The sequence below is a fragment of the Actinocrinis sp. genome, assembly GCF_035946395.1.
Lineage (GTDB): Bacteria > Actinomycetota > Actinomycetes > Streptomycetales > Catenulisporaceae > Actinocrinis.
In genome coordinates this window covers 1-12899 of record NZ_DASYZI010000363.1, presented here as the reverse complement: position 1 = coordinate 12899, position 12899 = coordinate 1, and the positions used below count along the sequence as shown (strand labels likewise).

The 12899-nt window shown below is 71.5% G+C and carries 8 protein-coding genes; 3 read left to right on the top strand and 5 right to left on the bottom strand.

The genetic code is table 11. The features are described 5' to 3' along the window. Positions 1–61: 61 nt before the first annotated feature. Positions 62–469: a hypothetical protein gene (locus VGS97_RS22495; RefSeq protein ID WP_326855610.1), complete on the bottom strand. Its 408-nt coding sequence runs from the start codon at positions 467–469 to the stop codon at positions 62–64. A gap of 62 nt (positions 470–531) precedes the next feature. Next, a complete protein-coding gene (locus VGS97_RS22490; protein ID WP_326855609.1) occupies positions 532–1209 on the bottom strand; it encodes a hypothetical protein in 678 nt (225 codons plus the stop codon). A 240-nt stretch (positions 1210–1449) separates the two neighbouring features. Here VGS97_RS22490 and VGS97_RS22485 point away from each other — a divergent pair, with 240 nt between their 5' ends. Further along, positions 1450–4104, top strand: coding sequence for an ATP-binding protein (locus VGS97_RS22485; protein ID WP_326855608.1), 2655 nt, complete (start codon positions 1450–1452; stop codon positions 4102–4104). Positions 4105–4342: 238 nt separating this feature from the next. Here VGS97_RS22485 and VGS97_RS22480 read toward each other — a convergent pair whose 3' ends face one another. The 3 genes from VGS97_RS22480 to VGS97_RS22470 form a co-directional block, all read right to left on the bottom strand. After that, the gene (locus VGS97_RS22480) at positions 4343–4912 is read right to left on the bottom strand and encodes a GNAT family N-acetyltransferase (protein WP_326855607.1); all 570 of its coding nucleotides are present in this window, start codon (positions 4910–4912) and stop codon (positions 4343–4345) included. Positions 4913–4960: 48 nt separating this feature from the next. Continuing rightward, positions 4961–6049, bottom strand: a complete 1089-nt coding sequence (locus VGS97_RS22475; RefSeq protein ID WP_326855606.1) for a DUF3048 domain-containing protein — start codon at positions 6047–6049, stop codon at positions 4961–4963. Positions 6050–6175: 126 nt separating this feature from the next. Further along, on the bottom strand, positions 6176–7495 hold the full coding sequence (locus VGS97_RS22470) for a sensor histidine kinase (protein ID WP_326855605.1): 1320 nt from the start codon (positions 7493–7495) through the stop codon (positions 6176–6178). Between the two features lie 263 nt (positions 7496–7758). Between VGS97_RS22470 and VGS97_RS22465 the strand changes: the two genes are divergently transcribed. Beyond that, on the top strand, positions 7759–12372 hold the full coding sequence (locus VGS97_RS22465; protein WP_326855604.1) for an FtsK/SpoIIIE domain-containing protein: 4614 nt from the start codon (positions 7759–7761) through the stop codon (positions 12370–12372). A 94-nt stretch (positions 12373–12466) separates the two neighbouring features. Then, positions 12467–12814: a hypothetical protein gene (locus tag VGS97_RS22460; protein ID WP_326855603.1), complete on the top strand. Its 348-nt coding sequence runs from the start codon at positions 12467–12469 to the stop codon at positions 12812–12814. The last annotated feature ends 85 nt before the right edge of the window (positions 12815–12899 follow it).

Below are 12899 nucleotides of genomic sequence, written 5' to 3'. Positions count from 1 at the left end.
CGTGGAAAGGCCGACCGTCGGGAGGTCGACGGTCGGCCTTGGGCAGTTGGCCGCAGGGTTCTTACAGGTCGGCTTCCAGGAGCTTCTGGAGTCCCTTGGCCCGCTCGTCGCCGTAGTCGACGTTGCTGTGCGGCTGGTGGTCCATGCTCAGGACGCCGCCCTTGAAGGTGAAGCCCGAGGCGTTGTAGAACACGCCGCTGTTCTTGATCACGATCCTCGTCAGGCCGTCGCGCAGGGCCTCGCGGCCGAGGTCGTCCACGGTGATCGCGGACAGCGCGTCCACCAGCGGCTGGAAGTACACCTTCGGGAAGAACTCGGCGTAGCTGTCGGCGTAGTCGGCCACGGACAGCTCGTCCCACGCGACCTCGACCGGGACGTCGAAGCCCGCGGCCCCGTCTATCCGGGTCTTCCACAGTGCGAACTCTTCGTTCTTGAAACGCTCCGCCGCGCGGCGCTCAGCCAGACCCATCGGTAGCTCCTCACATTTCACGTTCCGGACACCGTGTCCGTCGTCGATCGCCGAACCTCGAATTAAAGCAGAGCGCTGATTTTCTGGTACAGGTCGCGGTCCGTGGCGCGGGGGAGCGCCGCGGACAGGTCCGCGTACACCGACAGCTCGCCGCGGCCCGGCTCGCCCTGCCCGCGACCGACCGACAACGTCACGCCGGCGCGGTGCTCGACCCGCAGCGTGCTGATCTCGCTCCACGCCTGCCGGCCCATCTCGTCGACCCGCACCTTCGCGACGGTTTCCCGCAGGCCGCGCAGCAGCACGGCGAGGTTGGCGGTCAGCCGGTCGGAGTCGGGCAGCGCCGTCCAGTCCACGGCGAGCGGGAACCCGTCGGCGGGCGCGAACTCCCGGCGCAGGACCAGTCGGCTGACCGGCTCGCCGACCTGCGGCGGCGGCACCCGGCCGCCGGTGAGCAGGTCCTGGAACGGCGCCGGGTTGTGCAGTTCGACCGCGACGATGCTCGCCACCGCCGCATATCCGAGCCGGCCGGTCTGCCGGTCGGCCAGCACCAGGGTCTCGTTCCCGGCGTCCGCGCCGACCGCGACGAGGGCTCCGCTCAGAGTCGCGCCACCGCTCACGTGAACGGCGACGATCGGCGGTTCGGCGCCGGGCGCGCGGTCGGCGCCGGCCAGCAATCGCAGCACCCCGACCGGAGTCAACGGCACCGCGGTGTTCATCAGTTCGTCCGGCGACCAGGTCACTTTCGGTACGTTTCCCCTGGTCGTGAGCCTCGGCCGCGCTTGTCACGCGGGCCGAATCCGAACACGCACTTCGACATGGCGAGCACCGTAGCACAGCGCACTGATCGCAAGTTCCGCAACGGGGATCCGCGCCGTGGGCGTCGACGGGCCACGCACCGCGGACAGCGATTACGGTGGAGAATGACATCCGCGGTCGCGACCCGTGCCCGCGGCAACCGCAGATTCCGAAGGATCGGCGACATGCGCGGCAAGCTGCGCATCTACCTGGGGGCCGCGCCCGGCGTGGGCAAGACCTACAAGATGCTCGAAGAGGCCCACCGCCGCGTTGAACGCGGCGCCGACGTGGTCGTCGCGCTGGTCGAGACGCACGGCCGCAAGCACACGCAGGCCATGCTCGACGGCTTGGAGACCATCCCCGCGCTCGCCCGCGTCTACCGGGACCGCTCGTTCGCCGAGATGGACCTCGACGCGGTCCTGGCCCGCAGGCCCCAGGTCGCGCTGGTCGACGAACTGGCGCACACCAACGTCCCCGGCGGCCGGCACGTGAAGCGCTGGCAGGACGTCCAGGACCTGCTGGAGGCGGGGATCGAGGTCATCGCCACACTCAACATCCAGCACCTGGAGTCGCTCAACGACGTGGTGCAGCGCATCACCGGCATAGCCCAGCACGAGACGGTGCCCGACGAGGTGGTGCGCGCCGCCGATCAGATCGAGCTGGTCGACATGTCCCCGGAGGCGCTGCGCCGCCGTCTCGCGCACGGCAACCTCTACACCGCCGAGAAGGTCGACGCCGCGCTGAGCAACTACTTCCGGGTCGGGAACCTCACCGCGCTGCGCGAACTCGCGCTGCTGTGGACCGCCGACCGGGTCGACGAGGTCTTACAGCGATACCGCGAGGACCATCGCATCGACAAGGTGTGGGAGGCCCGTGAACGCGTCGTCGTCGCGCTGCCCGGGGACGAGTCCGGCGAGCTGCTGATCCGCCGTGCCGCGCGCATCGCGCAGCGCTCGATCAAGGCAGTGCTCAATCAGGAGCGGGGCGCCGCGAAGAACGGCGCCGTCGGAGCCGAACTGCTCGCCGTGCACATCGCCCGCTCCGACGGTCTGGCCGTCGCCACCAGCGCCGCCGCCCTCGTGGCGCAGCGACACCTGGTCGAGTCGCTCGGCGGCAGCTATCACACCATCGTCGGTGACGACGTGCCCACCGCGCTGCTGGAATTCGCTCGTGCCCAGAACGCCACGCAGCTGGTGCTCGGCACGTCCCGGCGCAGTCGGCTGAACCGGTTCCTGACCGGGCGCGGCATCGGCGAGACGACCATCCGGCTCTCCGGTGACATCGACGTGCACATGGTCACGCACGAGGAGCCCAGGGACGCGCACTACCGGATGGATCAAATGGCCTGGCTGCCGCCGAACCCGCTGCGCGAAGCCTCGTGGGGCTGGCGTCGCTGGCGCGGGCTGCTCGCCGCCGTCCTCGCCCCGCTCGCGCTGACCGGCCTGCTCACCCACGTCTCGCGCGGCCTGAACCTGACCAGCCAGGTGCTGATCTTCCTGGTGGCCACCGTCGCCGTCGCCCGGCTCGGCGGGCTGCTCTCCGCCCTGATCGCGGCGGTGTGGGGCTCGCTGCTGCTCAACTACTACGTCATCCCGCCGCTGCACACCTTCACCATCGCCGAGACCAACAACGTCATCGCCCTGCTGGTCTTCGCCATCGTCGCGCTGACCGTCGCCTCCGTCGTCGATCTGGCCGTCAAGCAGACCCGCCGTGCCGCCCGTGCCTCCGCCGAAGCCGAGACCCTCAACGCGTTCGCCGTCTCGGTGCTGCGCGGCGACTCCGCGATCGCGGCCCTGCTGGAACGCTTCCGCGAAACCTTCGGCATGGCGTCCGTGGTCATGCTCCAGCGCGCCTCCGCCGACAGCGGCCGGGCCGACGTGCACCTGCCCGACGACAACGACGATCCGTCGCGCTGGAGCGTGGTCGCCTCGACGGGCGCCGACTGCGCGGCCTGCCCCGGACAGGCCGACACCGTGGTCGAGGCCGGTCCCGACGCGGTGATCGCGCTGCGCGGACGGACGCTGCCCGCCGCCGACCAGCGCGTCCTGACCGCCTTCGCCGCGCAGGCCACCGCCGCACTCGAACGCCGCCGCCTCGCGAAGTCCGCCGCCGAGGCCGCCAGCCTCGCCGCCGCCGACAAGCTGCGCACCGCTCTGCTCGCCGCCGTCTCGCACGACCTGCGCACACCGCTGGCAGCCGCCAAGGCCGCCGTCAGCACGCTGCGCGACCCCGACCTCAACCTGCGGCTCGCCGATCGGGTCGAACTGCTCGAAGCCGCCGACGAGTCGCTCGACCGGCTCACCCGGCTGGTGGAGAACCTGCTGGACATGTCCAGGCTGCAATCGGGCGCCTTGAAGCCGCGTCTGGAGTTGGTCGATCCCGGCGAGATCCTGCCGCACGCCATAGACGACGTCCCGGAGGCCGCGCAGCGCGTCTGCCTGGAGCCCATCGAGCACTCGGTGCCCATGATCGCGGACGCCCCGCTGCTGGAGCGCGCCGTGGTCAATCTCATCGGCAACGCGGTCCGGCACACCGACTCCCCGGTCACCGTCACCGTCTCAGCCCTCGGCGAGCACGTGGAGATCCGCGTCATCGACCGCGGCCCCGGCATCCCGCAGGCGGCCTGGGACCTGGTCTTCCGTCCATTCCAGCGCCTCGGCGACCGCGACAACGGCGCCGGCACCGGCCTCGGCCTCGCGCTGGCCCGCGGCCTGGTCGAGGCGATGGACGGCACGCTGAATCCCGAGGAGACGCCCGGCGGCGGCATCACGATGGTGCTCTCGCTCCCAGCCGCAGCCCCCGCACCTGTGCCCGCCGCGGATGAGGAACTGCTGGCGTGAGTGGTGCGCGGCTCAGGCGGGTGCGTGTTCGTCGACTGCGACCCACTGCGCCATCGAGCTGTTGATAGAGCCGAACATCCGGATTCTGGGTATTCGGGGCATCGTACGGATACTGGCACGGTTCATCCGGCCGCTGATTCTGGTGGCGCGGGCCCGCCAACTGGAAACGTGGATCGACGCTGTTGCGTGACGGGCGGTGATGCGCGGTGTCAGTCGGGTGAGTCCGGGCTGGTCCGGGTCAGTCGGGTGAGTCTGGCTGGAAGCGCATGACTCGGCGGTCGCGGCCCGGCGGCGTGACATCGCGGAAGCCTGCGGCTCGGAACGTCGCGGGTGATCCCATGTACGTGTACAGCCGTGCTGTGGGCTCGACCGGATAGCCCTCCACGACACGCGCACCTGCGGCGACGGCGTAGTCTGCGGCGGCGCGCAGTAGGCCGGTGGTCATGCCGCGTCTGCGCGCCTTGCTGTCGACGAAGAAGCACACGACGGACCAGACCGGTTCGTCGTCGATGCGCTGGAGAGCGCGGTAGCGTTCGAGCGCCCGGTACGTTTCGCGCGGCGCGATGGAGCACCAGCCGACCGGTTCGCCGTCCAGGTAGGCGAGCACGCCCACGGGCGTCCCCTTGACGGCGTGTGCGGACAGTTCCGCGATCCGCGACTCTTTCGTCGACTCCTTGAACTCGGTGCTGGTCATCCGCCAGCGCATGCACGAGCAGTAGCGGAACTTGCCGTGGCGCTGGGAAAACCGCTCCAGGTCACACTGCCGTTCGGCGGTGACGGGATGGAACTCAAGCGCGACGTCAGCCACCACGTCAGTCTTGCACGTGCGCAGGGCGAGGTGATCGGTGATCAGTGATCAGGGAACCTCGTGCTCGATGGGGTCCAGCACTATCCAGGTGCGGCCGGGCCGCAGCGGGAACGGGGCGCCGCCGACCGTGTAGGCGGTGGGCGACGTGTCGGTCGGCTTGGACCACTGGCCGTGCCAGACCCGGCCGTCGCGGTAGAAGTCGGCGGCGCCATTGCCGGTGGTCTGCGAGAAGGCCTCGTTGTCCGGGTGCCCGGCGTTGTGGTCGGTGTACAAGCCCCGCTTGATGTGGACGTGCTGGAGGATCACGTTGTCCATGCTCGTGCGGCCCTGGTCGGTGGTGAAGGCCTGGTGGCCGTCGACCGCCAGCAGCCACTGGCTGCGCGAGGCGGTGAAGGTGAAGTCGGCGCTCGGCATGGATACGCTCACGAAGGCGGCCGGTTGCCCGCCGGGCGGCGCGGCGCCGAAGTGCAGGCCGATGTCCTGCGCCGGGGCCAGGTGCGGGTAGGCGGCGAAGACGTCGTGCGGCCTGATGTAGGTAGGGTCGCTGCCGCCGTTGCTGAACAGCCGCATCGCGTCGGCGGGGGTGATGTTCTGTAGGTTGGCCCTCGACAGGGGCCTGAGCAATCCGTAGATCGCCCCGGAGTAGGCCAGTCCGACGCGGCCGTAGGCGGCCAGCAGCGGGATGTCGGTCTGCCGGGCGCTGCGGATCGGGCCGACCCGGGCCGGGGCGTGATTGCTGTCGAAGACGGCGAGGTAGCGGCTCAGCCCGCCCTCGACCTGGATGACGTAGACCAGGCTGGCCGAGTTCAGCCCGGACTGCTCGAACTGCGGATAGCCGACGTTGTCGATCTTCGCGGCCAGGACCCTGCCTGCCACGCCTATGCCGGTCAGCGGGTTTCCGAGCGGCGTCGGTTTCGGGGGTGTCGGCGTCGGTTTCGGCTTCGGGCTCGGCTTGGGACTCGCCTTCGGTGGCGGCGGCGGGCTGCTTGAGTAGCTGGAAACGCCGAGGTACGTGCCCGCGCCGATCGCGGCGAGCGCTGCTGCGCCGAGCACGGTGCGTCGGCGCAGCAGCGCGCCGGCGGCGCCGTCACCCGCGTTGTCACCGTCGTGGGGGACTGAATTCGTAGGGTCGGCCATATACGCACTCACCACCAGAACCAATGTCGCAGGACGTGCGCGATGTGACGACTCGGCGGCGGCCCGATCGACCGACGAATCGCCACGCCGGATTCCACCGGGCGCGATTTTCAAACGGTCGTGCTGCTAGATCACCAGGCGTGCCGGATCGGTCACCGCGGCGGCGGGCGCCTGCTGCTCGCCGGGTGTGTCGTCGAGGGCTGTCGAGTCGACCGGCAGGGTGAGGCAGACCTCGAACCCGCCGTCCGGTTTCCGCCCGGTGGACAGTTCGCCGCGGTACAGCGCCGCGCGCTCGCGCATGCCGGTCAGGCCGACTCCGGCGCCGCTGTGGCCGGTGGCCTGCGCCGCGTCGGACCGCGGCGTGCGGGACCGCTGGGGCGGGATGCCGTGCGGGCCGGCGTCGGCGATGGTGACCCGGATGTGTTCCGGTTCGTATTCAAGCCGCACGTCCACGGACGAGCCCGGCGCGTGTTTCAGCACATTGGTCAGCGACTCCTGCACCACCCGGTAAACGCAGAGCTCGATCCCGGCGGGCAGCGGGCGCCGGCGCCCGGCGACCGTGTAGACGGACGGCGTGCCGGAGAGCCCGACCCGCTCGATCAGAACCGGCAGCTGCGCGATTCCGGGCGCGGGCCGGTCGTCCGCCGCCGCGCGGGCGCCCGCTTCGTCGTCGTCCGGACGCAGCAGGCTGATGAGCCGGCGCAACTCGGCGAGCCCCTCGCTGCCGACCTCGGAGATGGTGCGCAGCGCCTGGTCCGCGGTCTCCAGGTCCGAGTTGAGCACGTAGCGCGCCAGACCGGCCTGGACCGCGATGACGGAGAGATGGTGCGCGGTCACGTCGTGCAGCTCTCGGGCGATGCGGATGCGCTCGAACAGCACCGCGCGCTGCTCCCGGTCGCGCTGCTTGCGCTGGAGCTGTTCGTTGTACTCGGCCATGAGCGCATGGCTCTCCAGCAGCCTCCTGGCTCCGTCGCCGATGATCGCGATGGCCAGCACCCACGCCAGGGTGCCGAGGCAGATGTCGAAGGTGGAGCCCACCCACTCGTGTACGTTCCCGTACATCAGCTCGGCGTACGCGACCGCGGCGGCGGCCGCGGTCCAGAGCCGCCCGCGGCGTGACGCCACCGTGAAGAACGCCAGTTGCAGACCGATCTGGTTCAGGCTCAGCCAGTACCCGCGCGCCTCGTACACCGCGACGAGAGCGGCGCATCCGGCCATCACGGTCAGCGGGTACCGCCGCCGCACCACCAGGGCCGCGCCCACCGCGAGGGTCAGCGCGACGGCGAGGGCGTCGAATCGCCGCGGGCCGGAGTGCGGGTAGTAACCGGTCGCGGTCGTCAGGTAGTACCAGGTGACGGCCGCGGCGATGGCGAGATCGGCGACGGTCGGCGGTATCGAGGCGATGGCTGAGATCACGGCCCTCGCCGCGTCGTGCAAGCGGAGCATCCGCACAACCTAGTGATCGCGGGTGCGGCCTGTCCTCAATCGCAAAGGGCTTCATCGCAGCCTTGGGTAAACCTTTGCGGTATTACGCCCTGCTGCGTACGTTGCACGCGCCGCACGGACTGTGAACCTGCGGGGAACGCGGTGGACCGAGTCCGACTGAAACGCTTGACCGGCGCGTGCGCGGTGCGTCGCGCGCTGCGGTCGAGTGTGCTCGAAAAGACTGTGCTCGAAAAGTACGTGCAAAACAGAGCGTGGGGCAGGCAATGAGGTTCGTCCATCGGGACGGCGGCGTCGAGCGTGAATGGGAAGTGCGGCTCGGCCGCCCGGATGCGGTGGTCGCGGACCTCGCGGCGGCGCTGGGCTCGCCCGGCGGCCGACTCGTCATCGACGGCCGGGAGGTGCCGCCCGGGGCCGCGCTGACCGGATCGGGACTCGTCATGGGGTCGCAGGTCGCGGTCGGCGCGCGGGCGTCGCACCGTGCCGCCGCCCCCGATCCCGGTTTCCGCCGGGACGACGACCGGACCGCGACGATGCGGGCGAATCCGGGCGCGGTGCTGCGGATCATCGGTGGCCTTGACGCGGGGCTGTCGGTACAGCTGCCGCCCGGACGCTTCCGGCTCGGCCGTGGCGACGAGGCGGACGTGCGCGTGAGCTGTCGCGACGTGTCGCGCCTGCACTGCGAGATCGACGTCGCCGACGACGGAGCGGTGACCGTCGCGGATCTCGGGTCGAGCAACGGCACGGACCTCAACGGCGCCCGGCTGACCGACCCGGTGAGCATCGGCCCTGATGACGTGGTGTGCGCGGCCGGCCGGGTGGCGTTCCGGGTGCTACCCGCGGAAGCGCTCGGCCCGGTGCAGTACATCGATCCGGCGCGGGAAGCCGGGGCCGGCGGCACGCTGCCGTTCAACCGTGCTCCGCGAGTCGCCACACCGGCCGGTGCGCCGCCGGTGCGCCTGCCCGAGCCGCCGCGGCGCACCGAAGGGCAGCCGCTGCGGATCTCGGCCATCGTCGCGCCGCTCATTCTCGCGGTGGTCATGGTGCTGGTGCTCAAGAACCTCGCGTTCGCCTTTCTCGCGATCATCAGCCCGCTGATCATGCTGGGAACCATGCTGGAGGACCGCACTCGGGGCAGGTTCAGCCTGCGCCGCGGAAAGCGCGAGTACGCCGCGCGCCTCGTCGAGGCCCGCGAGCAACTCGCGGCGCGGCGCGAGGAGCAGATCGCCCGGCTGCACGCTCAGTACCCTGACCCGGCGGAGCTGTGCTACCGGGCGTCGGCGCCGGGATTGCGGCTGTGGGAACGGCGCCCCGGCGCGGCGGACTTCCTGAAGATCTCCGCCGGTCTGGCCGACCAGCGCTGGGAGCCGCCGGTGGACCGAGGCCGCCGCGGCGATCAGGAGCTTGACGCGCTGCTCGCCGAAGCGGTCGCCGACGCGGCGCGGCTGACGCAGGTCCCGGTGGCCGTCGACCTCGCCGAAGGCGGGGTGCTCGGGCTGGAGGGCGACCGCGCGGTGGCGCTCGCCGCGGCCCGCGCGGCGCTTTGCCAGGCGGTCGCCGGAAGCGGCCCGGCGGACGTCGCGGTCGCGCTGTTCGTGGACGAGGACCGGATCGCGGACTGGGACTGGACCAAGTGGCTGCCGCACGGCGCCGATCCGCGATCCGGCGCGTCGCGCCTGGTCGCCGTGGGCGCGGAACGGTGCGAGGCGCTGGCGCGCAACCTGCTGTCCGAGTCCGCCGCGGCCGCGGCCGGCCGGGAGGCGGACCTCAAGCGGAGCGGGACCTCGGCCGGGCAGGGCACGCCGGGGACCCCGGTGCTGCTGGCCGTGGTCGACGGCGCGACCCTGCTTGAGGGCCGGCCTTGCTCGCTGCGGGACGTGCTCGGCGGCGCCGCCGGACCGGTGGCCGGGATCGTGCTGACCGGGCGGCTGCCCGCGCTGTGCACCGAGGTTCTGACGGTGACGCCCGACGGTGCCGGCGCGCTGCGCCGGGTCGCCACCGGCGAGCGGATCGACGAGGTCCTGGTCGCCGGTATGACGCGGCACGGCGCTCGCGGGCTGGCCCGCGCGCTCGCCAGGTTCGAGGATCCGGAGCTGAAGGCCGAGGGGGCGGGGCTGCCGGACCGGGTCGGCCTGCTGCCGCTGCTGGAGTTGGCCGGGCCGCTCGACGCGGCGGTGGCCGCGCGCTGGCACGCGACGGTGCGGACCCTGCGGGTGCGCGCGGTGCTCGGGGTGGCCGAGCGCGAGGTGTTCGAGGTCGATCTCGACGACGACGGCCCGCACGCGCTGATCGCGGGCACCACCGGCTCCGGCAAGAGCGAGCTTCTGCGTACCCTGATCGCGAGTACCGCGGTCGGCGCCGATCCGGAGCACTTGACCTTCGCGCTGGTGGACTACAAGGGCGGCGGGGCACTGGACGAGTGCGCGCGGCTGCCGCACGTCGTCGGCCTCGTGACGGACCTCGACGAGCAACTCGGCGAGCGTGCGCTGCGCTGCCTGGAGGCCGAACTGCGTTACCGGGAGCACGCGCTGCGCGGCGTCGGGCTCAGCCACGTGCGCGAGTACCAGCGGCTGCGGGACACGCAGCGCCCTGAGCTGGAGCCGATGCCCCGGCTCGTGGTGGTGATCGACGAGTTCGCCACGCTCGTCAAAGCGCTGCCGGAGTTCGTCGACGCGCTCGTCAGCATCGCTCAGCGGGGGCGCAGCCTCGGCATGCACCTGGTCATGGCGACGCAGCGTCCTTCCGGCGCGGTGAGCGACGCGATCAAGAACAACGTCAAACTGCGCCTGGCGCTGCGTTTGGAGAGCACCGCCGACTCGCAGGACGTGATCGACTCGCCGGCCGCCGCGTTCATCGGCAGCAGGCAGTGGGGCCGCGGCTTCTACCGGGTCAGCGCGAACGAGGTGCTGCCCGTGCAGACAGCGCTTTCGACCGGCGTGACTCCCGCGGAAGCCGCTGCCGGCGGAGTGACCCTCCTACCGTTCCGGTTGACGTCGGGCGACCGGGCCGGATCCGCTTCGGCCGACGGCGCGACGCCGACGGCCGGCGGGACGGCGCTCAGCGAGGAGGGGCCGAGCGACCTGACCCGCCTGGTCGACGCGACTCGCAGAGCGAGCGCCGCCGCCGGGATCGGCCGTCCGCGCCGACCCTGGCCGGACCCGCTGCCCACCACGGTCGCGCTGGGCGCGCTCGGCGCCGCGGTACGCGGCATCCAGACGGACGTGGGCGGACTGCCGGCGCTGGCGGTCGCCGACGATCCGGACCGCCAGGCGCAGTATCCGGTCGGCTGGGATCCGGCCGCCGGAAACCTGCTGATCTACGGCGCGGTCGGCGCCGGGGCGTCGACCGCGCTGGCCGCGCTGGCCCTCGCGCAGGCGGCGGCGCAGCCGCCGGACCTCCTGCACGTCTACGTGCTCGACATGGGCTCCGGCGATCTCGCGCCCCTGGAGCGGCTGCCGCACACGGGGGCGTACATCCGCGCCGCGGAGCGAGCGCGGCAGATCCGGCTGATCAGGATGCTGCGGCGCGAACTGGAACTGCGGAAGGCGGGCGGCGGGCGCAACGTGGCGGCGCGCGGCGCGGGTGCTCGCGGTGTCGCGACGGGCAGTGTGGGCGGAGGCGGTGTCGGCGGACATGGTGTCAACGGACCCGGTGCCAGTGGACATGGTGTCAGCGGACATGATGTGAATGGCCCCGGCGTGACGGCTTCGCCCGCGCGGTGGCTGGTCCTCATCGACAATGTCGGCTCCTTGAGATCAGAGCTCGAAAAGGACTTCGCCGGACTCGGCGTGCTGGACGAGCTTGAGCGGATCTTCGCGGACGGCCCGGCCGTCGGCCTGCACATCGTCGCCACCGGCGACCGGGTCGGGGCGATCCCGGGCGCGTGGGCGGCGCTGAGCCGCCAGAAGCTGCTGATGCGGCTGGCCGATCCGAACGAGTACGGCGGCTTCGACATCCCCCGCAAAGCAGTCCCCGGATACGTGCCGGGCCGGGCGCTGGTCGTCGCGACACGGCAGGTTCTTCAGATCGGCCATCCGGGTCCTGACCTGGCGTCGGCCGTCGCCGAGGTCGTGCGCCGCCGGCCGGGCGCGAAGCGGACCGCGCATCCCGTCATGCTGCTGCCGGAACGCATCGACGCTGATCAGCTGCTGTTGTCCGGCGCCGTCGCCGCGACCGGCGCGGAACCGTGGTCCATCCCGGTCGGGTTCACCGAAAGCAACCTGGCGCCGGCCGCGCTGAGACTGTACGAGCACGAACACGCGCTGATCGCGGGCCCGCCCAGGTCCGGCCGCAGCAGTGCCCTGATCGCCATCGCGGCCACGGTGCTGGCCGCGGCGGACCCGCCGACCGTGGTGGCGTTCGCGCCCCGGCGCTCCCCGCTGCGCGACCTGCCCGCCCCGGTGGTCGTGTGCACCGACTACGCAGAGCTCGAACCCACCCTCGCCCCCATCGGCGGCAGGACTCTGCTCCTGGTTGACGACGCGGACACGGTTCCCGACGCCCTCGGGGTGCTCGACCGCTGGATCGTGAAGTCGGGCCCCGGCAGGCACGTGGTCGCGGCGGGGCGTAGCGACGGGATCCGGCGCCAGTTCGGCCTGTGGACACAGAAGGTGCGCGACGGCCGCTGTGGCGTGCTGCTCGCCCCCGACCACGACATGGACGGCGACATGCTCGGCGTCGCGCTGCCGCGCCAGCACCGGATGGCCCCGTTGCCGGGCCGGGGCTATCTGGTGTCCGACGGCGGGATGGACGGCGTGCAACTCGTGCTGGCGGCGCTGTCCCGCGGACCCGCCGAGCCTGTCGCGTCGGGAAGACACGGACGGCCTGCGTACAACGACCGTGGTACGGGGGAATTCCAACGACCGGTAGACGACCACTGATCGGGTCTTCCCATAAGTTCTCCACTGCACGGCCGGTGAATGGCGATACGGCGTCCCGGCACCAACCGACACAGATACGGATCAGGACCGAAACATGAGTGACGGAACCGTCAAGGTCACTGCCGAGGCGCACCTCCACATCAGCCAGCTGAACAGCTCGCTCGGCGCGTTGAACGACCTGATGAACCAGATCGTGGCGCACGGCACCGCGTTGACCGACCCCAACGTCTGGGCAGGCCCCGCGGCGAGCATCTTCAGCCAGCAGGTGTGGCCGCAGGTTCAGAGCCAGCTCGGCCAGCTGACGGGTTCGCTGGGCTCGCTCCAGCAGCAGGTGATGGGCACGCTCAACAACATCACGCAGGCCGGTTCCGGGCTCCCGCTGCTCGGCAGTCTGCCGCTGGGCAGTCTGCCCCTGAGCAGCCTGCCGATCAACGGGCTGTGAGCCGGCGACGCGGTAGGGTCGGCGCGGCTCGACTCAGAGAACTGAAAAACGGCACCGAAGCCTGACGGCGGTGGGGGGGGGGGCC

Bases quoted from the DNA above. Each gene is read 5' to 3' on its own strand.
- VGS97_RS22465 (WP_326855604.1), top strand. From the start codon at position 7,759: ATGAGGTTCGTCCATCGGGACGGCGGCGTCGAGCGTGAATGGGAAGTG.
- VGS97_RS22460 (WP_326855603.1), top strand. From the start codon at position 12,467: ATGAGTGACGGAACCGTCAAGGTCACTGCCGAGGCGCACCTCCACATC.
- VGS97_RS22470 (WP_326855605.1), bottom strand. From the start codon at position 7,495: ATGCTCCGCTTGCACGACGCGGCGAGGGCCGTGATCTCAGCCATCGCC.
- VGS97_RS22495 (WP_326855610.1), bottom strand. From the start codon at position 469: ATGGGTCTGGCTGAGCGCCGCGCGGCGGAGCGTTTCAAGAACGAAGAG.
- VGS97_RS22475 (WP_326855606.1), bottom strand. From the start codon at position 6,049: ATGGCCGACCCTACGAATTCAGTCCCCCACGACGGTGACAACGCGGGT.
- VGS97_RS22485 (WP_326855608.1), top strand. From the start codon at position 1,450: ATGCGCGGCAAGCTGCGCATCTACCTGGGGGCCGCGCCCGGCGTGGGC.